The organism is Vibrio sp. Y58_MX_L22 (assembly GCF_024181865.1).
Classification (GTDB): Bacteria; Pseudomonadota; Gammaproteobacteria; order Enterobacterales; family Vibrionaceae; genus Vibrio; species Vibrio alginolyticus.
In genome coordinates, this window is record NZ_JAMZAN010000008.1 from 1 (window position 1) to 23996 (window position 23996).

The 23996-nt window shown below is 45.2% G+C and carries 21 protein-coding genes and 1 pseudogene; 10 read left to right on the forward strand and 12 right to left on the reverse strand.

The annotated features are described in order from the left end of the window. The first annotated feature begins 1569 nt into the window (after window positions 1-1569). Window positions 1570-1989: a VOC family protein gene (locus NL626_RS17650; protein ID WP_253657588.1), complete on the forward strand. Its 420-nt coding sequence runs from the start codon at window positions 1570-1572 to the stop codon at window positions 1987-1989. 79 nt (window positions 1990-2068) lie between these two features. Here NL626_RS17650 and NL626_RS17655 read toward each other — a convergent pair whose 3' ends face one another. Together NL626_RS17655 and NL626_RS17660 are read right to left on the reverse strand one after the other, a co-directional pair. Then, window positions 2069-2608: a CAP domain-containing protein gene (locus NL626_RS17655; protein WP_017820077.1), complete on the reverse strand. Its 540-nt coding sequence runs from the start codon at window positions 2606-2608 to the stop codon at window positions 2069-2071. 127 nt (window positions 2609-2735) lie between these two features. After that, window positions 2736-3692, reverse strand: coding sequence for a LysR family transcriptional regulator (locus NL626_RS17660; RefSeq protein WP_042522258.1), 957 nt, complete (start codon window positions 3690-3692; stop codon window positions 2736-2738). Window positions 3693-3818: 126 nt separating this feature from the next. Between NL626_RS17660 and NL626_RS17665 the strand changes: the two genes are divergently transcribed. The 3 genes from NL626_RS17665 to NL626_RS17675 all read left to right on the forward strand — a co-directional run bounded on the left by NL626_RS17665 (window position 3819) and on the right by NL626_RS17675 (window position 6018). Beyond that, window positions 3819-4505: a DJ-1/PfpI family protein gene (locus NL626_RS17665; RefSeq protein WP_213969229.1), complete on the forward strand. Its 687-nt coding sequence runs from the start codon at window positions 3819-3821 to the stop codon at window positions 4503-4505. A 120-nt stretch (window positions 4506-4625) separates the two neighbouring features. Continuing rightward, window positions 4626-5156 carry a sigma-70 family RNA polymerase sigma factor gene (locus tag NL626_RS17670; protein ID WP_262590063.1) on the forward strand — a complete coding sequence of 177 codons (531 nt, stop codon included), beginning with the start codon at window positions 4626-4628 and terminating at the stop codon, window positions 5154-5156. Window positions 5157-5322: 166 nt separating this feature from the next. Next, window positions 5323-6018: a VC0807 family protein gene (locus NL626_RS17675; RefSeq protein ID WP_005383527.1), complete on the forward strand. Its 696-nt coding sequence runs from the start codon at window positions 5323-5325 to the stop codon at window positions 6016-6018. Window positions 6019-6091: 73 nt separating this feature from the next. Here the strand turns inward: NL626_RS17675 and NL626_RS17680 are convergent, their stop codons facing one another. Further along, window positions 6092-7084 (reverse strand): zinc-dependent alcohol dehydrogenase family protein, encoded by a 993-nt coding sequence (locus NL626_RS17680; protein WP_253657589.1) that lies wholly within the window; start codon window positions 7082-7084, stop codon window positions 6092-6094. A gap of 88 nt (window positions 7085-7172) precedes the next feature. Next, a complete protein-coding gene (locus NL626_RS17685; RefSeq protein ID WP_025768697.1) occupies window positions 7173-7988 on the reverse strand; it encodes a helix-turn-helix transcriptional regulator in 816 nt (271 codons plus the stop codon). Window positions 7989-8099: 111 nt separating this feature from the next. Here NL626_RS17685 and NL626_RS17690 point away from each other — a divergent pair, with 111 nt between their 5' ends. Next, window positions 8100-8792, forward strand: coding sequence for an MOSC domain-containing protein (locus tag NL626_RS17690; protein ID WP_253657590.1), 693 nt, complete (start codon window positions 8100-8102; stop codon window positions 8790-8792). Between the two features lie 66 nt (window positions 8793-8858). On the opposite strand, the gene NL626_RS17695 is transcribed toward NL626_RS17690, so the two are convergent. Together NL626_RS17695 and NL626_RS17700 are read right to left on the reverse strand one after the other, a co-directional pair. Next, window positions 8859-10097 carry a DEAD/DEAH box helicase gene (locus NL626_RS17695; RefSeq protein WP_253657591.1) on the reverse strand — a complete coding sequence of 413 codons (1239 nt, stop codon included), beginning with the start codon at window positions 10095-10097 and terminating at the stop codon, window positions 8859-8861. Between the two features lie 265 nt (window positions 10098-10362). Then, window positions 10363-11364 (reverse strand): arginine deiminase-related protein, encoded by a 1002-nt coding sequence (locus NL626_RS17700; RefSeq protein ID WP_005383547.1) that lies wholly within the window; start codon window positions 11362-11364, stop codon window positions 10363-10365. 404 nt (window positions 11365-11768) lie between these two features. On the opposite strand from NL626_RS17700, the gene NL626_RS17705 reads away from it, so the two are divergent. Next, window positions 11769-13619, forward strand: coding sequence for an ABC transporter ATP-binding protein (locus NL626_RS17705; protein WP_005374597.1), 1851 nt, complete (start codon window positions 11769-11771; stop codon window positions 13617-13619). Between the two features lie 591 nt (window positions 13620-14210). Next, window positions 14211-14918, forward strand: a complete 708-nt coding sequence (locus NL626_RS17710) for a DUF445 domain-containing protein (RefSeq protein ID WP_222712161.1) — start codon at window positions 14211-14213, stop codon at window positions 14916-14918. Between the two features lie 102 nt (window positions 14919-15020). Here the strand turns inward: NL626_RS17710 and NL626_RS17715 are convergent, their stop codons facing one another. Beyond that, entirely contained in the window at window positions 15021-15497 is a 477-nt protein-coding gene (locus NL626_RS17715) for an Lrp/AsnC family transcriptional regulator (RefSeq protein ID WP_005374595.1), read from the reverse strand. Window positions 15498-15789: 292 nt separating this feature from the next. Beyond that, window positions 15790-16038 (reverse strand): hypothetical protein, encoded by a 249-nt coding sequence (locus tag NL626_RS17720; protein WP_081007959.1) that lies wholly within the window; start codon window positions 16036-16038, stop codon window positions 15790-15792. A gap of 358 nt (window positions 16039-16396) precedes the next feature. Here NL626_RS17720 and NL626_RS17725 point away from each other — a divergent pair. Further along, window positions 16397-16672, forward strand: a pseudogene (locus NL626_RS17725) (GNAT family N-acetyltransferase); the annotation flags it as partial. A gap of 5 nt (window positions 16673-16677) precedes the next feature. Further along, entirely contained in the window at window positions 16678-17112 is a 435-nt protein-coding gene (locus NL626_RS17730) for a hypothetical protein (RefSeq protein WP_017820067.1), read from the forward strand. Window positions 17113-17203: 91 nt separating this feature from the next. Here NL626_RS17730 and NL626_RS17735 read toward each other — a convergent pair whose 3' ends face one another. Continuing rightward, on the reverse strand, window positions 17204-17443 hold the full coding sequence (locus NL626_RS17735) for an RNA-binding protein (protein ID WP_005374587.1): 240 nt from the start codon (window positions 17441-17443) through the stop codon (window positions 17204-17206). A gap of 148 nt (window positions 17444-17591) precedes the next feature. On the opposite strand from NL626_RS17735, the gene NL626_RS17740 reads away from it, so the two are divergent. Then, window positions 17592-18125 carry a GNAT family N-acetyltransferase gene (locus tag NL626_RS17740; protein WP_225495766.1) on the forward strand — a complete coding sequence of 178 codons (534 nt, stop codon included), beginning with the start codon at window positions 17592-17594 and terminating at the stop codon, window positions 18123-18125. A 124-nt stretch (window positions 18126-18249) separates the two neighbouring features. Here the strand turns inward: NL626_RS17740 and putP are convergent, their stop codons facing one another. The 3 genes from putP to putA form a co-directional block, all read right to left on the reverse strand. Further along, complete coding sequence (gene putP / locus NL626_RS17745) at window positions 18250-19743, reverse strand: sodium/proline symporter PutP (RefSeq protein ID WP_005374582.1); 1494 nt, start codon at window positions 19741-19743, stop codon at window positions 18250-18252. A 136-nt stretch (window positions 19744-19879) separates the two neighbouring features. After that, entirely contained in the window at window positions 19880-20587 is a 708-nt protein-coding gene (locus tag NL626_RS17750) for a delta-1-pyrroline-5-carboxylate dehydrogenase (RefSeq protein ID WP_005392153.1), read from the reverse strand. An 11-nt stretch (window positions 20588-20598) separates the two neighbouring features. Continuing rightward, complete coding sequence (putA, locus tag NL626_RS17755) at window positions 20599-23730, reverse strand: bifunctional proline dehydrogenase/L-glutamate gamma-semialdehyde dehydrogenase PutA (RefSeq protein WP_158173300.1); 3132 nt, start codon at window positions 23728-23730, stop codon at window positions 20599-20601. Between the last annotated feature and the right edge of the window lie 266 nt (window positions 23731-23996).

The following is a 23996-nucleotide window of genomic DNA, read 5'->3' on the forward strand; positions in this document are numbered from 1 at the left end:
TGTTATTTGTCCTCTTTGACTTCTGGAAAAATCAAAGACGCATTTAGCATGAGTAGTTTTACAGGCAAAGCCGAAACGGATGATAACCACCTACTGAAGTAGGTGGTTTAGGGCTGAAAATCAAAAAACCTAGAAGCCCAAAGACTTTGCCAGCAGGTACTAACTGCTGGCTTTTTTGGTTTGGGGAGAGGTGTAAGCAAATCCCTCAGCGCTCCGAGTTCAAACTGGAGGGAATGGCTCTACAATCACGGATAATTCAGTTCACTCCACCAGCATCACAACGCGCTGCGAATAGATTCTGAATACTCGCTTAGGCTCCTTCAGAATGACGCTGTTCGTTTAGCGTTCTCTCCCCGTCATTCCCGCGAACCTAGGTGAGACTGGGAATCTACTCACCGTAAACTCGATCGAAAATGAGTAGCACGAACAAACAAAAGGTGAAACAAGGTTGCAAGCACCTAACCCAACATTCAACCACCAATCCCACCTAACCTTCGCTTATATCAAACTCTTAAGATCTCAGCATTCCGAGTGCAGGTGGCAAGTTTTACAGTCACAGATAATTCAATTCACTCCACTGGCATCACAACGCGCTGCGAATAGATTCTGAATACTCGCTTAGGCTCTTTCAGAATGACGCTCTTCGTTTAGCACTCTCTTTCCGTCATTCCCGCGAACCTAGGTGAGACTGGGAATCTACTCACCGTAAACTCGATCGAAAATGATTAGCACGAATAAACAAAGGGTGAAACAAGGTTGCAAGCCCCTTACCCAACATTCAACCTCAAACTAGCAACCCCACCTAACCTCCCCTTGTATCAAACTCCGAAGCTCTCAACACGCAGAGCTCAAAAGGGAGGAACTGGTTCTGTGCTCGCGGATAATTCAATTCACAACGCAACATAACAACACACTGAAAGTAGATTCTGAATACTCGCTTAGGCTCCTTCAGAATGACGCTGCTCGTTTAGCTCTCTTTCCGTCATTCCCGCGAACCTAGGTGAGACTCGGAATCTACTCACCGTAAACTCGATCGAAAATGAGTAGCACGAACAAACAAAAGGTGAAACAAGGTTGCAAGCACCTTACCCAACATTCAACCAGCAACCCCACCTAACCTCCCCTTGTATCAAACTCCGAAGCTCTCAACACGCAGAGCTCAAAAGGGAGGAACTGGTTCTGTGCTCGCGGATAGTTCAATTCACAACGCAACATAACAACACACTGAAAGTAGATTCTGAATACTCGCTTAGGCTCTTTCAGAATGACGCTCTTCGTTTAGCACTCTCTTTCCGTCATTCCCGCGAACCTAGGTGAGGCTGGGAATCTACTCACCACAAACTCGATCGAAAATGATTAGCAAGAACACGAACAAACAAAAGGTGAGACAAGGTTGCAAGCCCCTAACCCAGCTCTCAGATTCAAAGCACCAAACCCACCGAATCTCTCAATGTATCCAGATCCAAAGATATCAACCCTAAAAAATTTTAAAAAAGCCCTTTACCTCAACTTTACTTGAGGTTTTAGCATATTCATCGTTGGCTAGAAAATGACAAAAAGGAGCACATCATGATCCAACTAGAACATATTAACTTAGTCGTGAAAGATATCCCTGAAATGCTGAAGTTTTACCAAACTGCATTTCCACATTGGTACGTGCGTGATGAAGGTAAAGGCGAATGGAGTGGCAAGCCAAGAAACTGGCTACATTTTGGCGACGAGTATCAATACATAGCCATGAGTGACCATGGCGAAGGAGAAAACCGCGAGTTGAGCGGGCACCAAGTTGGGCTAGCGCATTTTGCTTATGTGACCAACAACGTCGATGCAATCATCAAAAGACTAACCGATGCAGGTTATCTGATTGCCCAACCTGGTGCTGATGAACCATACCGCAAAAATGTGTATTTTGTTGACCCTGCCGGTTTTGAGATTGAATTTGTTGAATACCTGGCGGATGACCCAAAACTTCGTAACCTGACAAGCTAAAAGAGATGTAAATAATAAAACGCCAGCAGATAGTGACTGCTGGCGTTTTATTTTTTATCTATCGGGCTTCTTTATCGCATTAGCGCTGTTTGGCAAAAACCTGAGTCCAGTAATACCCGTAGCGTGCAGAGTGATTTTCGACAAGCGACGCGCCCATCTGATCAAAATCCGCACTCATGATATTAAGGCAGTGGCCTTCACTCGATAACCAAGCATTAACGACGGCGTTAATGCTGCTTTGCCCTACTGCGACATTCTCACCAATGGCGCTCCAAGCATAGCCCGTTGCGTTAACTCGATCTGACATTTTGCTGCCATCAGAGCCTGTGTGGCTCATGAAATCGCTGTTCGCCATGTCGCTTGAATGTCGATAAGCGGCGCTTTCCAAATCGTAGCTCCAAGTCAGGGCCCCAACAGGTGGCATGGTGGTTGCACCACACTGTTGTGTAGTAGAGCGGGCGCTGTTGACCGCTGCAAGCATCTGCTCGGCAAATGTGCCTTGTGACGATGTGGAACCTGTGTTTTGTGAGCCGCTTTCTGCTGGGGCTGACGACTCCCCGTCGCCGCCACATGCGCTGAGAAGTAGGGCCAAAGCAGGCACTAAGATCTTAGTTGGCATTGTCTTTCCTTTATGAGTGACGAAGAGCAAACTGCGCTTTTCGATAATAACGCCCAATAAACTAACAAAAACCAATAAAAGCGCCATATAGCTTAGGGGGTTTTAACCAAAGACTCACATGAAGTTTTCAATCGCCTTGGTTCGGTCGATAAATCGGCAACGTTTCAGCCCAAGTATGGAATGGCGTTTCATCCATATCCTGTATTGCTTGAGTGATAAAATCGATGAACACCCTAACTCGTGCAGGCACATATTCCCGGTTGGCATAGAGAAGATACACGCCATTTCCTGCTTGGCGCATGCTCGGAAATATCGGCACTAAACGCCCCGATTTAAGCCAGTCTCTCGCGATAAAATGAGGGATCTGAGTTAATCCTAAGCCTTCTGCGCAAAGCTCTGCCATGGATTCACCGTCATTTACAATATAGTTTCTTTCGGGGTCATATTCACTCGCACCGTCTGGTTCTGGCATCCGAATCGGCAACAGTTTCCCCGTTTGTTTAAAACGAAAACGAACCCAAGAATGGTCATTGAATACATCCGGGCCACTCGGAACACCATGGCGCGCTAAGTAATCCTGACTGGCACAAATGATAAAATCGATAGGGCTCAGCTGACGCACAATCAATTGACTATCGTGAACGACACCAGAGCGAATCGACACATCAATACCTTGCTCAATAATATCAACGTAGGCGTCATCGTAATGAATATCGATAGTGATGTTAGGGTAGCGGCGACAAAACTCTTTTAATAAAGGACGAATATAGAGGCGACCGTACGAGACTGGCACATTAATCTTAAGCTGCCCTGAAAGCGCATCATTGTGACTTTTTAATGAATCCTCACATGCCGCCAGCTCTTCCAGTACAAACCTAGCAGTATTTGCGTACCGACGACCAGCTTCTGTCAGGCGGCTCTGTCGCGTAGAACGTTGAAAAAGCTGTATACCCAAATCGCTTTCAAGACGATGTATGGCTTTACTCACGGTCGAAGGGTCAGTGCCATACACTTTGGCAGCCGCAGCAAAACTACCGCCATCTAAAGTGGCAATAAAAAATCGTAGGGACCGTATCTTATCCATATAACCAATGAACTCTATTCATGAATTTTATTCACTTTAGTAAAGACCAAGTGGCTCTTCAATCACTAATTAGCCTAAATATAATGAACCTCAATAACTTGATGCTCTGTTAACGAGGAAAAAACCATGGGTAAAAACGGATTGAAGAATGCACTACAACTATTGATAGCGACACTAGTCCTATTCTTTGGGATGCTTCAAGCAGCACATGCCGCAGATAAACGAATTGGTATTCTGGTTTACGATGGCGTACTGACCTCTGATGTTACTGCGCCTTTAGAGGTCTTTGGCGTCGCAAGTCGTCTCACTTGGTTTAGTGATTATGACGTGCTCACCATTTCCGTCTCAGATCAGAAAACCATCACCACTGAAGAAGGATTAAAAATTGGTGTGGATGCTTGGATTGGTGATCTGCCGGAACTCGACGTATTGGTTTTAACATCCAGCTATGACATGGATGCACTAATCGAAAATAAAGATCTCATTCACTTTATTAAAACGACATCAAAGGCGGCAGATTGGATGGCAAGTAATTGCTCTGGCGCGTATTTGTTAGCCGAAGCTGGCCTTTTAAACGGCAAAAAAGCAACAACTTGGGCCGGAGGTGAAAACGGCTTTCAAAGAGATTACCCTGCAGTCAAAGTACAAGTCGACCAGAATTTTGTCATTGATGATGGCGTTATCACTTCGAACGGTAGCCTAGTTAGCTATCAAGCTGCTCTTAAGCTACTTCACCTTATGACTTCAGAGTCTAAAGCTCAGGAAGTCGCAGATGCTATCCAGTACTCACGTTTTTCCAACCAACCATTTTAAGCGTGTAAGAAAGTAATCAGAGCCACCCTTCGATATTTCGAAGGTTAACTCTTCGAATTTATCTTCCTAATCGAACAACCCTTTTTATCACTGTAAAAGCGATAAAAAGGGTTGTCGTTCATCTGGCAGACACAACGTGCTCTCCAGACTTTTTATCTTAATGCTATGGAAAAACATAAACGTTACGAAGCACTGACGAAAGATCGATACCAAGAGATTTACCGTCTCGCGTATTGGTTATGCAAAGATCACCACCTTGCTCAAGATTTAGCGCAAGAAACCTTTCTGAAAGCGTGGCGATTCTTTGATAATTTAAATGACCCCAACGCCGCGAAGTCTTGGCTCATTACTATTTTGCGTCGTGAGAATGCTCGGCGCTTTGATAGAAAACAGTACGATTTTGTCGACATTGATGAGTGTGCAATACAGACAAAAACCTACCCTGGCAGTGACTACGACATGGCCCAAGATTGGCTTCAAAAACAAATGATGATTCTCGAACCCAAATACCGAGAGCCGTTGCTCTTGAGCTTAGTGGCTGGGTTGAATCATGATGAAATTGCCCAAGCCTTGAGGCTCAACCACAACACAGTGGCGACTCGATTATTCAGAGCGCGTAATCAGATCATCGCACAGAAGGAGAGTCATTAAGACACAAAAAGTAGTCAATCATGTAAACTAACTGGCTATGCTCCGGTCTATTTCATAAGTCGTTACACAACTCGACGCTTTAACGCTTTACATCAAGCGCGACTAGATGAACACTTCTTGTCAAAGTACAATAACAGCCGACATAGAGTAGAGTCAGTAAAACATTATGAGTAACACGACGGCGAAAAAGCCGAATCCCTTATTTGAAATCCTTTTCAACGTATTTATCCCTTCCTTCATTTTGATGAAGTTTAGTGGCGATGAGCATCTAGGGACAGCAATGGCGCTGGTTGTCGCTTTGCTATTTCCTATCATTTATGGCGGTATGGACCTTGTCCGTAACAAGAAATTTAACTTTATTTCTGCTCTGGGCTTTATCAGTGTTCTACTAACTGGTGGCATCGGCTTGTTAGAGCTTGATACACGCTGGTTAGCACTAAAAGAAGCCCTGATTCCTGGCCTGATCGGTTTAGCGGTTTTGGGTTCAACGTTTACCCGCTACCCACTGATGCAGAAGTTAGTACTGAATGACACAGTGTTGAATCTCGCGTTGATTAACCAACGTTTAAAAGAAAATGGTAAAACCGATGCGTTCGAACGTTGCCTTATGTCTTCTAACTACCTGTTTGCAAGTACTTTTGCGTTCTCATCTGCAATGAACTACTTCCTTGCGACTTGGATTGTGACTAGCCCTTCTGGTACTGCTGCCTTTAACGAAGAGTTAGGAAAAATGACGCTGTACAGTTACCCAATGATTGCCATCCCAAGTATGTTGATGATGTTCGGTATTTTTTATTACATTTGGCGTCAAGTACGTGCGATGACATCGCTCGAAACAGAGCAAATCTTCCATCTAAAATAGCCCTATCATTACAAATAAACCCATAAAAAAGGGAGGATTTTATCCTCCCTTTTCTCAACAGGCCCACTGTAATTCACAGCGTCAAAATGATTTTTCCTGACACTGCTGACGAGCGTCGCTCAACCATTTCAATCGCTGTTTGAAAGTCCTCTAACGACAGATCATATGCAACGTTTAACTTTATGTCGCTGCTAATAAAGTGTTCTAACATTTCAGCGAACACCGTCTTTCTCCCGCCTTTACCTACCGATTCTTCCCAATACCGCAAAAAGAATGTACTAAAGTCGATGTTGTTGGCCTTCATCGATTCAAAAAACTCAGGCGTATAAGGCGTTAACGACAATGTTCCGTAGTTGATGTATTGGCCGTTTTCTTTCAAGGTACGAATGAGATCCGTGCCAGCCTCACCACCTATCGCGTCCAAAGCGACCGTTGGTTGTGGCAGTTGGCGCGTTTGCAGCTGCGCGTGTAAGTCTTGTTTTGCGTCCAACACTGGAATCGTATCGTACGGATACTTTTCTGGCTTTGAAGTCACAGCAATCAGTGTAAAACCCAGTGAGTGAGCAAGCTGGGCGAATATCTTACCGATCGCTGACCCTGCCGCATTGATGATCACCACATCGCCTTTGTTCAACTTCGCCACTTTAGTGGTGATCACCCACGCGGTTAGCGCGTTGATGTACAATTGGCAGGCATAGCCGTTCTCCAAACTCTCAGGTAGCGGAAAAAGATTCTCAGGCGAAGCATCTATGTAGTATTGCCAAGTACCACTCATCGCCACCAACACCTTTTGCCCAACTTGAAGGTCAGTTTGACCAACTGCATTGACTTCCACCACACGCCCAACCGCTTCAAATCCCGGCACGCGAGGTGGTACGTGAACGCGGCGGTATTGCCCAACACCATGAATGGAAAGCAAGTCACTTGGGTTAATATTGGTGGCTTCCAGTCGCACCCGAACCTTGCCCTGAACAAGCGGTTTGAGGGGCTCTTTTTCCAACGACAGCGACGTTTGGGGCTGACCAAAACAGAATTGATTCACTCGAGTATTTATCGTTGGTGCCATTGTTATTCATACCATGTAATTGAAATTCAAAAAGGAAGTTTCGCGACTTCTACTCAAAAGCATTAAGTGAAGTCGAAGCTCTGTATTTCTACCTGCGCGATGCGCCGTTCACTCTAAACTGTTGTGGCGTCATATCAAAATAGGCTTTAAATGCTTTGATGTAGGATGAGTCATTTTGATAACCCACTAGGTCTGCAATGGCTTGGATTGGCAACGATTCATCTAACAAAGAAAGCGAGTAAATTAGCCGAATTTGTTGCCGCCAAAGTAGAAATGAAGTGTTGAATTCCTTGGCGAACAGCCGTGATAAAGTACGCTCAGACGCCCCAATTTTCTCCCCCCACTCTTTTAGCGAACAGCTCAACGCTGGCTCGTCAGTCAGTCGCTCGAAAATCAGTTTTAGTCGTCTGTCTTGTGGCAGCAATAACTGAAATGTCTGCACGTTGCGTTTCAAAATTTGATCATGCAGCACCGCCAGTAAATGCAACACTTCTTCGTGGCTTGTCTCACCTTCACACAGTCTGCGGATCTCTTGTAAAAGCTCATTTAAAAACGACGTTAAAGCAATGGTTCTCACTTGTGGCTCGTACGTCGCACCAAACTCAGGGTTGAGGTAAATGCCAACAAATATCGTATTGCTTAGAGCAATCGACTCGTGTTGAACACCCGCAGGAACAAATAACGCAGAGGTGTGCGGAACCAAGTGCTGATAATGCTCCGTTTGTGTTTGCAATAACCCTTTGATAGGAAAGATGATTTGATGCCAAGTGTGTTGATGCAGCGCATCAATGTAACCTTTTGGCATGTCGATGGTTTTCACTAAAACAGGAGAATGGGGATTCGCGGCCATCATCTCATTGGAGGTGACGACGCCTGACTTCGAATCAATTTGGCGAGTTAGCATTGTTAGTTGTCTTTTCATCCCTATACCGACACAAGTTTACTAGGCTATCATGCTCCGCATCGCGAATGAAGGTAAACACTTTATCTCTCATTCAAATAATAAGGAGGTTATATGAAGAAAATCGGCGTCGTAAAAGCTGTGCTAGCAGGGAAAACCGTCCCTTATGCTCATGGAGCGCAAAGCGCAATCAACAAACAAGTGCTACCTGAGCGCCAGCACGCAACAGAGCTTGGTTTTACCAGTGATGAGCAAGGTGATCCGCGCTTTCATGGTGGCATTCAAAAAGCGCTTCATATTTACCCAAGCGAGCACTACCCAATCTGGCAACAAGAATTAGGCAAAAGACCAATTTTCCAATCCGCCGGCGGCTTTGGCGAAAACATCAGCTCCAAAGGCGTCACCGAATCCACGATTTGCTTGAAAGATAAAATTCGCATCGGCTCAACACTACTGGAAGTGTCGCAAGGTCGCATGCCTTGTTGGAAACTTAACGTACGTTTTGACCAACACGACATGGCGAGAAGACTGCAAGATACGCTTCGAACAGGCTGGTATTTCCGAGTGTTGGAAGAAGGCGATATCGGTGCTGGTGACGAGATTATTCTGTGCGAAAGACCTTATCCAGAATGGCCACTGGCTCGCATCATGGGCGCGGTTTTCACTGGCTGTTTAGATAGAAAAGAACTCACTAAGCTGTCTGAGCTGCCGTTAGTCGAGTCTTGGGGCAAGTTGGTCGAGCGCCGCCTAGAAACTGGCGAAGTTGAAGATTGGGAAATGCGCTTGGTTGGCCCAACTGTGGGTTAACACCCCAAAGTAAAATTTAAGCCACGCTCTGAACCGACTATGCCGTCAGAGCGTGTTTTTTTTGGTTTACTTCGCACTCGGGGCTGGGCGTTTCGACTTACCTTGGAACTGCTTAATGCTCTTCTTAGCATTAGTTCGGCGGTTGGCTTTTTTATCGCGTGGCGCGCGTTTGCTCTCGCCAGTTGATGGCTTATCCGTTACTGGAAAACCTGCCAGATCTTGCACTGGTAATACACGTTGAGTCAGGTGACGAATCGCGCTTAGTGCGTCCATTTCACCATGACAAACCAATGACATCGCGACACCTTGTTCGCCTGCGCGAGCGGTACGTCCTACTCGGTGAACATAGGTTTCTGCATACATTGGCAGTTCAAAGTTGATCACTACAGGTAATTGCTCAATGTGAATGCCACGCGCTAGTAGATCGGTGGCAATCAACACCTGAATTTGCCCAGATTTAAACTGCGCCAGTGCTTCTTCTCGCTCATCTTGACTCTTATTGCCATGCAACGCATTGGTTGAGATGCCCGCTTTATTCAGCTTCTTCGCTAAGCCATCGGCGTTCTCTTTCGCACCAATAAAGACTAATGCCTTAGTCCACGCGTTTTTTTGAATCAGTTCAATCAATGCCTTGGTTTTACTGCCTTTGTTGACGAGGTACAGCGTTTCAGCAATATCTTGGTTGGTGCTGTTTTCTTGATGCGCTGCAACTTGCTTTGGTGCCTGCATAAGCAGCTTCGCTTTACCCTTCAACTCATCTGAAAACGTTGCCGAGAACATTGCCGTTTGACGCTGGTTTGAAATCAGCCCCGCAATATTTTGCACGTCAGGCCAAAAGCCCATATCCAACAAACGATCCGCCTCATCCAGCACTAGGTAGTGGATATTGCTTAAGTCTAAACCGTCTTTTGCCAGATCAACCAAACGACCTGTCGTCGCGACAAGGATATGAGGATTTGTCGCTAGCGCCTGCTGTTGTTGCTCTTTATCAACGCCGCCACACAAACACACTGCGTTGAGTTCAAGAACTTGACCAACTTGGTTAATTGCTTCACTCACTTGCATTGCCAGCTCACGAGTTGGCACAAGAATCAGCGCTTTTTGCTCTGGATTGACACCCAGCTTTTCCAACAAAGGCAAACCATAAGCAAGGGTTTTGCCGCTGCCTGTATTTGCCAAAGCCAATAGATCTTGACCAGCCAACAGCTCAGGAATGGCCAACGCTTGAATATCGGTCGGTTTCTTGAAGTCTTTTGGCAGTGCGTGAATCAGCTCAGAACTCAATGAGAGAGTAGAAAATGGCATTAACGAAAACCTTGTACTTTGGGTTGAAGAAGCAATAAAAATAATGAAGATGCGGTAAAACGCAGGCGCGGACTTTACCACAATCTGCTAGGTGAACCATCCTATTTTAGGCGCTTAAACCAAGCGTCGCCTACGCAAATCGTCAGAAAACTAAAAAGCGCAAAAAAGCCGTTAGTCTGTACTGCCACAGAGCTAACGGCTAAAAACCCTTGAAGAGAACGCTTCGTCAGCCTTTCACTGCGGCTGAAAAGAAATGTGCAGTTTATTAAAGCACAGCTTTACGATTCGGTAAGAACACTTCACCCAACATGCAACGAACCGAACCACCACCAATAGATTCTATGGTAGAAACGTCGAATGGCAGCAATTTACCGTGCGTTGCCAATTGGTTTCTTTGTGCTGGTGAAAATGCATCGTACGCCGATTGCGACATCGCAATCACCTTGTCGCCGTTGATCGTTTCTAGTTGCAGAATGTTACCGCAGAACTGGTTCATCTGCTCAAGCGAAATTGAGATGACTTGCTTGTCTTTGGCGAGTGACTTCATTACAAAACGACGCTCAAATTCTGGGATCACTTCGTCACAAATCACGCAAAACTGTTCGCCAACCGCCATCATCACATTGGTGTGATAAATCGGCGCACCAGACGGCAAACGAGTTTGGAAAGAAATCACTCGTTCATAGCCAATACGATCGGCGTAATCTTCTAAAACCAGACGATCACAACGTTGTGAGAGTGCGGCATAGACCGTTTTATTTAGGTGGTCAAACACCATCACACCCGTGCTTTCTAAATACGCTTGCTCGTCAAGATATTCAGTTAGACTGCTGCGTCGATGAACTTCTCGCCCTGCTTGCGCTAGTGCTGCCACAAGTGCATCGGGACGTACTTCTTTTTGACGGTTTTCACAGGCCATTGGAAAGGTGTACAACGTGCCATCTGGCGTAGTGCTAAACCAATTGTTTGGAAATACCGCGTCTGGCGTCGCAACATCTGAAGTTGGATAATCAAACTCAACAACTTGAACGCCCTCTTGACGCAGCGTTGCAACCATACTCGCGAACTCGGCCATTACTCGACGTGAGACTTCTTCTTGGCTGAGTGACACTTTATGTTGGAACTCATTATCTTGTGCGGTTTCTTCATTAAAACGAAACTCTTTCGGTGGCACCATCACTACGCAGTTTGCGGTTTGGCGCTGAGCACTTTGCGTGCTTTCTTCTTTCCCATTAGCAAATTGGGTCACTGATTCGTGTAATAGCATCCAATATATTCCTTATCACTAGAATGAGGAGATTGTAAATTTATTGTTAACTTCAGTTTTGCTGTTTTGACAATTAATTTAATTGCACAAAAGTGTTTTTTGCTGCATTAAGTTTATTTTTCCCTAAATTTTATTGTCACTTTGCAGGTTTAAGATTTTATGGCACCGTGATGAACATGATAAGAATTCATCATAAGAATCAGAACCATAGACAATCACACTCATAACCAACTAGTTACATTTAAGACACAATCGGTTAGACTATTTTTTCGCCCCTCTCGTCAATCGGTCTGCTTTATCGAGGAGCAGGCAAAAAACTCTCATACACGCGGTTTCGTCCAAAGCAGCGTGAATCGATGGATTTAGCCACCCCAAATGGCACTGTTTTAACTTTAGGATGAGTTATGTTTAAACGATTTGAAGGCTTTACAGAGCCGTTCCCCAAATCTACACCGGATCAGCCTCCTTCAGGGATGTTCGCTTTTCTGCGTTATTACACTCGTGGTTATGAAAAGCCTTTGATCATCATGTCTTTGATGGCCACAATTGTGGCTGTTGTTGAGGTAATGTTGTTTGGCGCCATGGGACAATTGGTTGATTGGTTGTCTACCAGCAATCCAGAAACGTTCTTACAAGACAACAAATCGGATTTGATTTTCTACGGAGCCTTATTGCTGGTTGTCATGCCTATATTGGTGATCTTGTACTCGTTGCTCGTTCATCAAACGTTATTGGGCAACTACCCAATGTCTATCCGCTGGCTTGCACACCGGTATTTGCTCAATCAAAGCTTGAACTTCTATCAAGATGATTTTGCAGGTCGAGTCGCAACGAAAGTCATGCAAACCTCATTAGCTGTGCGCGAAACCGTAATGAAAGCTATGGATGTGTTTGTTTACGTTACGGTTTACTTTACCAGCATGATCATTATGTTAGCGACGGCAGACTGGCGTTTGATGATCCCAATGATCGTCTGGCTACTCGCTTACATCGCTATCCAAATCTATTTTGTCCCTAAGCTCAAAGACGTCGCTTCAGCGCAGGCCGATGCACGTTCGACAATGACAGGGCGTATCGTCGACAGTTATACCAATATTCAAACCGTCAAACTGTTTTCTCATAGCCAGCGCGAAACCCAATATGCCGAGCAAGGCATGAAAGGATTTTTAAATACGGTCTATCGTCAAATGCGCCTAGTGACCGGCTTCGACGTCGCTGTAGAGATCTCAAACTATATTTTGGTATTTTCCGTTGCTGCTTTATCGATTTACTTGTGGTTGGATAGTGCCATTAGCGTTGGCGCGATTGCGATTGCTGTTAGTCTTGCATTGCGCGTAAACGGTATGTCTATGTGGATAATGTGGGAAGTTGGCGCCCTCTTTGAAAACATGGGAACCGTTGTCGATGGAATGAAAACGCTCTCTAAGCCTATTGATATTAAAGATAAACCAGGCGCAAAAGACTTGGTTGTCACTGAAGGAGGCATTCACTTTGATAACGTCAGCTTCCATTACGGTGAGAACAAAGGCGTGATTAGCCATCTCGACCTCAACATCAAACCAGGAGAGAAAGTAGGCTTGGTCGGGCGCTCCGGCGCCGGAAAATCGACTTTGGTGAACTTGTTACTTCGCTTCCACGATGTCGAAGACGGCAGCATTAAGATCGATGGACAGAACATCTCAGAAGTCACACAAGACTCTTTACGCTCAAAGATCGGTATGGTGACCCAAGATACTTCTCTGTTACACCGTTCAATTCGAGACAATATTTTGTATGGCAATCCAGATGCGACAGAAGAAGATTTGCTGAAAGCCACTAAGCAAGCGCATGCCCATGAGTTTATCGAAACTCTGACCGACCCATTTGGTAATGTCGGATACGATGCGCAAGTTGGTGAACGTGGTGTAAAACTGTCTGGCGGCCAACGTCAGCGTATCGCAATATCTCGTGTGCTACTCAAAGACGCACCATTGCTGGTACTGGATGAAGCCACATCGGCTCTGGATTCAGAAGTCGAAGCAGCGATTCAGGAAAGCTTGAATGAATTAATGCAAGGGAAAACGGTTATTGCTATCGCTCACCGATTATCGACCATCGCACAAATGGATCGCCTCATCGTGCTAGATAAAGGCAGCATCGTTGAACAAGGTTCTCATCAAGAACTCATTGCGAATAACGGCATTTACGCCCAGCTTTGGGCGCATCAAACTGGCGGATTTATCGCTGAAGAACTAGACAATCAACATGCTTCTTAACGAGTGATAAGCTCAATAAAAACGGCGCTTTAAGCGCCGTTTTTTATTTTAATCCATGGCTAGACGCTCATATAGCCATTGTGGTTTCTCATATATGAAACACTCTCCATGATAAAGCTCACACTTTTTCTGCTAATATACCGCCTCGTTGCGTATCCATTGCAATGAACACAATACAGAGTATTGAGCCGTCTTCATTTGTCATTTCACTTTTTGAGAAACAGCTATACTCAATAGATGGCTTAGTTATTATATTAACAATAAGGTAATTAGCTTATGTGTAAATGTGGTTCAATGCAGATCGTACAACTCAAACCAAGTTGGGCTGACAAGCTATTTGGCTACTCAGAAAGATGGAAATGCCAACTTTGTTGTAAGATCTACCGCATCTAAAATTAAAAATAGAATCTTAGTTTTTCTAAGAAAAAGCAGTGGCCCGACAATGATTGTCGGGTTTTGTTTTTCCGAGCATTCATTTTTTTCCCTTCGCTACAAGACTACTCATCACGGCAAAATCTAGCATCTTAATGTGACTTAGGTATAGAATCAGGCCCACTTATTTATTCCGATATTCACATATAACTGGTCACTATGAACAAAAGTTTGCTAACGAATGTCCTTGCTATCGCTTTGATGGCTGGAGGTCATCAATTACAAAACGACTATCTTTGGTATGCAGGGCTGTTTGCGTTCTCAGGCGCCATCACCAACTGGCTTGCCATCCATATGCTGTTTGAGAAAGTGCCTGGATTATACGGTTCTGGCGTGATCCCCGCGCGATTTGAAGAGTTTAAACTGGCTATCAAAAACCTGATGATGGAACAGTTTTTTACTGAAGCGAACATTGACCGATTCTTAAATAAAGAAATGGCGGGCGGTGTGAACATCGATCTTCAACCAGTAATTGAGAAAGTAAATTTAAATCCAGCATTTGATTCCCTAGTGGAAGTAATTGAAGGCTCTCAGTTTGGTGGCATGCTAGCGATGTTTGGCGGCTCGGAAGCGCTACAACCCATGCGCCAACCTTTCGTCGAAAAGATGCAAGAATCCATCATTGAGTTGAGCAAGAGCGATAACATCAAAGAAGCACTGAAAGAGCAATTCGAATCTCCTGCAATGATGGATGAGATAAAGCAGAACATCGAAGGTATCATCGATCAACGTTTAAGCGAATTAACACCGGCATTAGTTAAAGAAATGGTGCAAAAGATGATTAAACAACACCTTGGCTGGCTAGTCGTTTGGGGCGGTGTTTTTGGTGGTTTAATTGGCGTTATCAGCACCTTTATCGGGGCATAATCGCTCACCGATTTATTAAAAAGGAGCTTCGGCTCCTTTTTTAATCGTGAAAAAGTAATATACCAAGCCACGCTAAATAAGAAGGATCAACACATGCCTCGCCTAACCAAGGAGCTCAGGGTTCACGCCAAATCCCGTTTTATGTTCTTCTATGACCACTTCACTACGAGTTTGAATCACGCCCGGAAGCGTGCCTAACTTACTCGACATAAACTCCTGATACGCTTTCATGCTCTTAACACGAACTTTTATCATGGTATCGAAATCTCCAGAGAGCGAGTAGCACTCTTCAATTTCAGGCATCAATTCCACCGCTTTCGCAAACTTTTCAAAAATAGAAAAACTGGTTTGGTCTAAACGAATATGGATGAATACTTGCACATCCAGCCCCAACTTTTCCGCATTCAACTCTGCATGGTAACCATTGATATACCCTTCTTTTTCTAGCCGCTTTACACGGTCAGAACATGGAGAAGTCGTTAAGTTAATCAGCTTTGCTAGTTCTACAACTGGAATTCTGCCTCTCGAATGAAGCACTCTCAAAATATGTAAATCAATCCGGTCCAATTGATAACTCATTAACCCACTTCCTTGTAACCACTTAGAAAGCATCACATTAATCGTTGCTCAAACAATTGCAAACCATCAAATGCACAGCATGTGAAATTCAGCAGAGAATAACCAGAAAACAACGAAGGAGGGAAAGAGCTATGATTATTGCCGCTCACTTAGTAACCGTGATATGAAGAGAAAAAGCAACCTAGCGGCTCCCGCGGAGTCGCAAATTTGAAAGCGCATGACACGCCTGTATAGATATGTCGTTCGGGCAACGCCGCCCTATTTAGCCATTAATCATGGCTATCACTCAGAGTTAGAGTGCGGCCGATGTATGCCGTGCAGGATGTGGAACAACCTCTCCAATTGCACGATGATTACAACAACGGCAGTAGTATTGAGGCTCCATCTCGTAATAATGTTCACCTGATACAAATTTCGCCATCAGCTGTGTAAAACTCACCATTTTGCCTGTTAACGAGTCAACAGACTGAGGCTCGCAACGCTTCATAATCACTTTATGTTGCGTTGATTTTCTACAAGCTGCGCAATATATATCCGGCATTTCTCTTCTCCCTACTTTTTCGTCCTACTGACAATTGACATATTTTGTTCAAAATAATTCCACAATTAAAAAGCTCCTTTAATTTTTTGTGCCCTATCTTCAAAAAATTGAACGAAAGTATCAAAAAACTGAGACATTGGTCAGACCTCAACTTTTGTACCATCAATATGAGCAAACGTGCTTATGTGTGTAATGATACGACACATTACACATAAGCAATTGTTCGGGCTTATTATTTAGTAAGGCGCATGACAACTTTACAGCTGGCTAGATCGAGCTTTCGAGACGCCTTGTTATCTTGATTTACCCCGCAAACCAGTTGCTAGCAGCTATAGCCGTCTCATCAAGGAAGAAATGCATGACGATACAACCGATTCTCACTACCGAAAGACTCGTCCTCCGGCCATTCAATATCGATGACTGCCAACAAGTGGCTTTACTCGCTGGAGATAAGCGAATTGCCGACATGACAGCAAACATCCCTCATCCTTATGAGCGACCGATGGCGCAAGCATGGATAGATAGGCACGATCCGATGTATCAGCAGCATCAAGGCGTGGCGTACGCTATTACCTTGCGAAACACTGAGGAGTTACTTGGTGCGGTGAGTTTACCGCGTATAGAAGAGGGATATGTCGGATGATCATCCATGAAACTTCACAAAATCTGCCCAAGAACAACCCTTTCTTGCTAGGAACTGTATTGTTGTCGCTGTTCTATTTTTCCTACCTAGCAGACAAGATCGTCGAGTTTGGACTCGTAGCACTCACAATAATAGGATTGAAACTGCTCTCAACGTACTTCACGCGCCGCGCGTTCAATCCTAAAACGCTAGATATCGATGCAAGCACCAACACCTTGAAGTACCGCCAGGGCTCAACGGTTTACTTCCGTCTACCTCTTGATGACATTGTCAAAGTCCAAATACAGAAAGAGTTCTTCTCTAGCAAAAGTTTGATGCTCTACACAGTCAACGACGCTTACCAAGTGCCGAATTCAGACAATTTCGATTCTCTACAGTTAAAGGATTTAATGAAACAACTTGAAGAGAGAATTGATGATCAATCTCGCTAAAACGAAAAGAGAAGACATTCTAGAATGTTGCCAATTTGGTCTCTAAATAGAAAGACAAAAAAGCCAGCAATAACGCTGGCTTTTCTCTGTATTAGTCTTGTGCGACTTTCACGCGAATTTTGCTTTTTTCTACGTTCGTCAAATTCAGTGCTTCAAGAGCAGAAATGGCTTCTGCTTCGTCCGGCATGATGACAAAACCGAAGCCTTTCGACAAACCCGTGTCTTGATCAAGCACTAGCGAACACAGTTCTACTTTGCCGTACGCTGAGAATAATTTGCGGATATCTTGCTCGGTCATGTGACGAGCCAAGTTTCTTACTAAAAGTTTCATAATGAACCTAGTTGGTTTGATAACGGTTCGATTCTCTCAGTTTCTCTCTGGCAAACCAAGTGAATAATATGACGGCGTTGACTAGATCATTCTAAGTACATCTGTTTAAATGATTTTCCGTTCATTTTTCACCCATAGGAGAGTCGGCATGGAAACGAAACGTCTCAAACTCATCCCTGCTTGTTTAGAACGAGCCGAAGAGGCGCATCAAGCTGTCGTTCGCAGCCAAAAGACTCTCGAAGTCTATCTGCCGTGGGTGCCTCATGTGCTGACATTAGAAGCGATGATAGAAGGGACAGAGAAAGCCATCGCAAACTTTGAAAACTTCGAAGAAGAGCTGCGTTACTACATGATTGAAAAGGAAAGTGATCGCTTACTGGGTGCGGTCGGTTTGATGATTCGAGATCCCGACGTACCATCCTTTGAGATAGGTTATTGGTTAGATGATGCTGCCGTTGGCAATGGTTATGTTGCTGAGGCTGTGCTCGAAGTTGAGCGCTATGCGTTTGATGACTTGGGTGCCAAGAGAATCGCAATTCATGCTGATAGCACCAACCAAAAGAGCCGAGCTGTAGCCGAGCGCTGTGGTTATGAGTTCGAAGGAGAGCTCAGAAACGAACGTCTGACTACATCGGGAGAGCTGAGTAACACCGTTATTTACGCCAAAATTCATCGCGACTAACACTCCAATCTAACCGAGCAATGCTAAGCTTTGATCTCAAGCTACCACCATTAACGCTAATTAAGTTTCAGATAAAACAAAGCCCGCTAAAATAGCGGGCTTTGTGTTCATATACGGGAAGTTACTAGTCTAGTTCAACCAGTTTTTTCTCGAACGACTGGTGTTGGTCTAACACGTCTTGCGCAGCACCGCCCGTTGCTTTACTTACCACAATGATAGCAAGCGTAGAGAAGATGATGCCCGGTACGATTTCGTACACATCAAACCAACCGCCAGTTAGCTGCTTCCAAACCACGATAGTGATACCACCAACAAGAATACCTGCTAACGCGCCGTTACGGTTCATACCGCTCCAGTAAAGGCTAAGTACAACCGCAGGACCAAATGCCGCACCAAAACCAGCCCAAGCGTAAGATACAAGACCAAGTACTGAGCTATCAGGCGTCATCGCTAGGAATAGCGCAACAAGCGAAATAACGATAACACCGATACGACCAATCATTACGATTTCTTCAGAAGACGCTTCTGGCTTGAATACTTGCTTGTAGAAATCTTCTGCAAGCGCTGAAGATGAAACAAGGAGCTGTGAGTCAGCGGTACTCATTACCGCCGCTAGGATTGCTGCTAACAACATACCCGCAACGACAGGGTGGAATACTGCGTTAACCAATAGCATGAAGATCTTCTCGCCGTCTTCTAGTTGAGTACCCGGATGACCCGTAACCCAAACCAGACCAACAAGACCAACAAGCATTGCACCAACCATAGATAGTGCCGTCCAAATCACTGCGATACGACGTGCAGTTGTTAGATCTTTGTTTGAACGAGACGCTTTAAAACGCGCTAGGATGTGTGGCTGACCAAAGTAACCAAGGCCCCACGCCGCTAGAGAGATAATGGCAATCGCAGACAATGGTTCGCCTTTCGCGTCATTCCATAGCGTTGCAAGTTCTGGGTTGATGTCATGTAGATCAGAACTTAGCTGACCTAAACCACCGTCCATTACCGCTATAGGAACAATCATTAGCGCAGCCGCCATTAGCAGACCTTGCACTAAGTCAGTCCAAGATACCGCTAGGAAACCACCGAATAGTGTGTAAGAAACGACACACACCGTACCGATGATAACAGCGTAGGTGTAATCTAGACCGAATACCGTCTCAAACAGTTTGCCCCCTGCGACCAAACCTGAGCTGGTGTAGAAAAGGAAAAATAGAAGAATGAAAAACGCAGAGATTGTCTGAATCAGTTTCGACTTATCGTTGAAGCGACGTGACAGGAACTCTGGCAACGTTAGCGCGTCAGTTTGGATACTGTAGGTACGGAGGCGTTTTGCACTGATGAGCCAGTTTGCCCATGTACCAAGAAGTAGACCGCCGGCTAACCAGAAGGCCTCGATACCCGCAGCGTACGCATAGCCAGGCAAGCCTAGCAGCAACCAACCACTCATGTCTGAAGCACCTGCAGATAATGCAGCAGGCCACGGACCTAGGCTACGGCCACCTAGGAAGTAGTCAGATGAATTGGAAGTCCTCTTATACGCGTAAACGCCAATAGCAACCATAATCAGTAAATACGCCACAAAAGTGGACGTGATAGCAAAGCTATTTTCTATCATTAGATAGTCCTCGTTATAATTATTTCCTTCCTTGCCTGCCCTGATATTTTACCGTCTCAGCAATACATCAGAGTATAAAAAACCAATCTGGACCGGCTCTCAGTCCAGTTACTCCAGATTGGCATTACAAGTCAGGTTAGTGAGTTTCGTTCCCCAACTCGAGTAGAGTTGCGTTACCACCCACCGCGGTAATATTTATCGTTCGAGTGCGCTCAGTAATGAAGCGCAACGAGAGATGAGGATCATGAGCCAATTTCGGTGACTCTAAATCCGTTTCAGAAACTAAGCCGACGATTGCACCGTCACGCTTAGCTAGTTGAAGATTGAGCGCATGCTCAATCTGTGAACGCCCAACATAACCCACACTACGTACATCGCTCTCAAGCAACGGGGCAGACGCATCGTACGCAACAACCTGGACTAAGTTAGATGGGAAGTTTGCCAACGCTACAGCTTGCTTAACCAATTGGTTTAGCTCTGCATTGTCACTGCAAACGACCACACTGTTGCCTGCAATTAAGGCACAGGTGATCATCGCAAAAGCACTGTATAACGCATTATCAGCAGGCTCGATGTTGTTTTCACAAATCACCAAAGCCACACCGCGTCCTGCGGCATACAGTTCGTTAGTTTCCCCTGTAGGGCCAACTAACTGGTGAGTTTCTGCAAGAAGAGCTGATGCTTGTTGCAAGTGGTAAGAAACCACTTTGGCAACGGTAGACTGCTGCCCTTCTAGTGCAGATTTAAATGCCAGAACATGCTCGCATTTGTAATCAAAATCAGTCAGATTCCACTGCTCCCACGCAGAGAATGCATCTTTAAAATAGGTGATCTGATGAACCATAATGCGACTCCTTATGCGTTTTCTGCTTGAGCAAGAAGATGTTGAGTAAATCGGAATAGGTAGTGTGGACCACCAGCTTTCGGGCCAGTACCTGACAAGCCTTGACCACCAAACGGCTGTACACCAACCACAGCACCAACTTGGTCTCGGTTGATGTAGCAGTTACCTACTCGAGCATGCTTCTCAATCCAACGGTACGTGGTTTCGTTACGGCTATGGATACCCATCGTCAAGCCAAAACCCGTTTTGTTGATCTGCGCAACCACGTTCGGTAATTCAGACGCTTTAAAGCGAACAATGTGCAAGATTGGACCAAATTGTTCTTCTTTCAGCACATCGATGCCCGAGATTTCAAACGCACTTGGTGAGACAAAGTCACCATGCTGGCACGATTCATCCAGCTGTAGCTGAGCGACTTTAGTCTGTGTTTTGCTCATTTGCTCAAGGTGAGCGAGGAGTTTTTGTTTTGCATTGCTGTCGATAACCGGACCAACATCTGTTTTGTGTAGGTAAGGTAAACCAACATGCAGTTCATTCATCGCACCCTGAATCAGGTTGATCATACGGTCTGCTACATCTTCTTGTACAAATAGAACACGAAGGGCAGAACAACGCTGACCAGCAGATGCAAACGCCGAACGAATCACATCACGCACCACCTGCTCTGGCAATGCAGTACTGTCCACAATCATTGCGTTTTGGCCACCTGTTTCCGCAATAAACGGAACCGGTTTCGCGCTGCGCTCCGCAAGCGTAACGTTAATGCGTTGCGCCGTTGCCGTTGAGCCAGTGAATGCCACACCAGCAATAGCATCATGAGAAGTCAGTGCATGACCAATCTCAGCGCCGCGACCAGTAAGTAACTGAATCACACCTGCAGGGAAACCAGCATCCAGCATTAGTTCAATAGCGCGAGCGGCAATTAAGCTTGTTTGCTCAGCAGGTTTTGCAACCACTGTGTTACCCGCAATCAGTGCTGCCGTCACCTGACCAAGGAAGATAGCCAACGGGAAGTTCCAAGGGCTGATACACACAAACACACCAAGACCTTCACGGCTAGAAATGCGTTTCACACCATCAAAGCCTTCTAGCTCAAATGGCTGTAGGTTTTGCGCTTGTTTCGCGTAATAACGACAGAAATCCACCGCTTCACGAACTTCATCAATGCTATCGTGAATCGTTTTACCCGCTTCTTTGTGACAAATCGCCACCAGCTCAGCCAGGTTTTCTTCCATTAAGTCAGCAAGCTTTTCTAAACAAGCCGCTTTTTGCTCAACAGGAACGGTTTTCCAATCAGAGAAAGCAGTTTGCGCCGCATCAATTGCAGCGGAAACGTGATCAAGAGTTGCAAATGCCACTTTGCCGACTTCAATTCGGCGATCGTATGGTGCGGTGATGATCTCAGCCGCATTTTCCTTGATCATGCTTTCGGCAAAGCGTTCACCATTGATCATCGGGCCTGCAACCCACTGGTTGTCCATGAAGCTTTCGACCTGAGCTTCAAATGGCTTCGCTTCACTGTCGATGTCGATGTTGACGCCATATGAGTTCTTACGCTCAGGGAAAATGTCGGCAGGCAATGGAATTTTGTCGTTGTGTAGCGTGTCAAACCCCGTCAACACATCCACAGGGTGATGGGTCAACTCATAAATCGGACAACGCGCATCAACTAGACGGTGTACAAACGAGCTGTTCGCACCATTTTCAAGCAGACGACGAACCAAGTACGGAAGAAGATCAGCATGGCTACCGACAGGAGCATAAATACGTACTGGCTGACCGTACATTTTCATAACATGGTTATACAGTGAATCACCCATACCATGCAGGCGCTGGAACTCGTATTCTTTGTGCTCCGCCATGACAGCAATTGCCGTAACTGTGTGAGCATTGTGGCTTGCAAATTGTGGGTAGATATTACCGCGAACACCTTCGCTAAGTAGGAAACGAGCACAAGCTAGGTATGCAACGTCCGTCGCTTCTTTGCGAGTGTATACTGGGTAATTTGCATAACCCGCTTGTTGAGACCACTTGATTTCGCTGTCCCAGTACGCGCCTTTAACCAAACGCAGAGGAATAACGTCACCTTGCTCTTTTGCGAGTGCATTTAGCCACACCAAGACTGGTAGCGCACGTTTTGAGTAAGCTTGAATAACCAAACCAAACTTGCCCCAACCTTTCACAAGATCGCTACGGTACACTTTCTCAAATAGCTTCAGAGAAAGCTCAAGGCGATCCGCCTCTTCTGCATCGATTGTGATTGCAACGTCGACTTCAATTGCACGTTTCAATAGCTGCATTAGTGAGTCATACAACTCTGTCATTACACGTTCTTCATTTGCGACTTCGTAGCGCGGGTGTAATGCAGAAAGCTTGATGGAAATCGAAGGCGCAGGGCTGGTGTCGTTACCGTAAGTCTCGCGACCCACCGCTTCGATCGCCATTAGGTAATCTTTGAAGTACTTGTTCGCGTCCGCTGTAGTTAACGCCGCCTCACCCAACATATCAAACGAGTAGGTGAAACCTTTGTCGCGCATTGGACGACCGTTCTTCTGCGCTTCTTCGATCGTACGACCACGAACAAACTGGTGACCCATGATCTTCATTGCCTGATACATGGCTTTACGAATCACAGGCTCAGAGAATTTATTTACCAGACGGTTTACAGCCTGACCTGGGCTCTGGGTGCCTTGCTCACCAAGACCAACCACTTTACCTGTTAGCATGAGGCCCCATGTTGATGCGTTAACAAACACAGAGTCAGAGTTTTTCAGGTGAGATTTCCAGTCTGCGACACTCAACTTATCTTTAATCAAAGAATCTGCTGTCGCGGCATCTGGGATGCGCATTAATGCTTCTGCAAGACACATCAGCAAGATACCTTCTTGAGTATCTAAGCTGTATTCCAGCAATAAAGCATCAATCATCTGGATTGACTTCTTATCGGCACGAATGGCTTCGATAAGGTGGGTAGTTTGGGTAGTGATCGCCGATTTTTCGTCCTCTGTCGGCGTCGCTAGTGGCAATAGTTGCTCTAGCCATTGAGACTCGTCCACCATATATAATGGCGAGATCAGTGACCACAACTTATCAAGCGGCTGCCCGATAAATTCCGGTGTCAACACGTTCGTAGCTGTAAACATGTGTGTTCCTCAATCTCACTCCTCGAAAACCGCTTCGAGGATTATCAATGGCTGGCAGTGTATTTTGAGGCCGATAAGAATACTTGTCAAAAACTACGACATTTTTGCCAAAAACTCGCTTTTATAACAAAACATCCACATAGTCACATTCAAATAGGTAATATTTTGTGTTGTAAATTTTAATTTTTTCATTGCATTCACAACAAAATATTAAGAATATCAATAAGATTTTTGTGAAGAGCTCGTTCTAAGAGAAAATGTAGGAT

Bases quoted from the DNA above. Each gene is read 5' to 3' on its own strand.
- NL626_RS17690 (WP_253657590.1), top strand. From the start codon at position 8,100: ATGAAGAAAATCGGCGTCGTAAAAGCTGTGCTAGCAGGGAAAACCGTC.
- NL626_RS17660 (WP_042522258.1), bottom strand. From the start codon at position 3,692: ATGGATAAGATACGGTCCCTACGATTTTTTATTGCCACTTTAGATGGC.
- NL626_RS17710 (WP_222712161.1), top strand. From the start codon at position 14,211: ATGAACAAAAGTTTGCTAACGAATGTCCTTGCTATCGCTTTGATGGCT.
- NL626_RS17700 (WP_005383547.1), bottom strand. From the start codon at position 11,364: ATGCTATTACACGAATCAGTGACCCAATTTGCTAATGGGAAAGAAGAA.
- putP (WP_005374582.1), bottom strand. From the start codon at position 19,743: ATGATAGAAAATAGCTTTGCTATCACGTCCACTTTTGTGGCGTATTTA.
- NL626_RS17720 (WP_081007959.1), bottom strand. From the start codon at position 16,038: ATGCCGGATATATATTGCGCAGCTTGTAGAAAATCAACGCAACATAAA.
- NL626_RS17750 (WP_005392153.1), bottom strand. From the start codon at position 20,587: ATGGTTCATCAGATCACCTATTTTAAAGATGCATTCTCTGCGTGGGAG.
- NL626_RS17665 (WP_213969229.1), top strand. From the start codon at position 3,819: ATGGGTAAAAACGGATTGAAGAATGCACTACAACTATTGATAGCGACA.
- NL626_RS17650 (WP_253657588.1), top strand. From the start codon at position 1,570: ATGATCCAACTAGAACATATTAACTTAGTCGTGAAAGATATCCCTGAA.
- NL626_RS17695 (WP_253657591.1), bottom strand. From the start codon at position 10,097: ATGCCATTTTCTACTCTCTCATTGAGTTCTGAGCTGATTCACGCACTG.
- NL626_RS17740 (WP_225495766.1), top strand. From the start codon at position 17,592: ATGGAAACGAAACGTCTCAAACTCATCCCTGCTTGTTTAGAACGAGCC.
- NL626_RS17685 (WP_025768697.1), bottom strand. From the start codon at position 7,988: ATGCTAACTCGCCAAATTGATTCGAAGTCAGGCGTCGTCACCTCCAAT.
- NL626_RS17735 (WP_005374587.1), bottom strand. From the start codon at position 17,443: ATGAAACTTTTAGTAAGAAACTTGGCTCGTCACATGACCGAGCAAGAT.
- NL626_RS17705 (WP_005374597.1), top strand. From the start codon at position 11,769: ATGTTTAAACGATTTGAAGGCTTTACAGAGCCGTTCCCCAAATCTACA.
- NL626_RS17680 (WP_253657589.1), bottom strand. From the start codon at position 7,084: ATGGCACCAACGATAAATACTCGAGTGAATCAATTCTGTTTTGGTCAG.
- putA (WP_158173300.1), bottom strand. From the start codon at position 23,730: ATGTTTACAGCTACGAACGTGTTGACACCGGAATTTATCGGGCAGCCG.
- NL626_RS17655 (WP_017820077.1), bottom strand. From the start codon at position 2,608: ATGCCAACTAAGATCTTAGTGCCTGCTTTGGCCCTACTTCTCAGCGCA.
- NL626_RS17730 (WP_017820067.1), top strand. From the start codon at position 16,678: ATGATCATCCATGAAACTTCACAAAATCTGCCCAAGAACAACCCTTTC.
- NL626_RS17675 (WP_005383527.1), top strand. From the start codon at position 5,323: ATGAGTAACACGACGGCGAAAAAGCCGAATCCCTTATTTGAAATCCTT.
- NL626_RS17715 (WP_005374595.1), bottom strand. From the start codon at position 15,497: ATGAGTTATCAATTGGACCGGATTGATTTACATATTTTGAGAGTGCTT.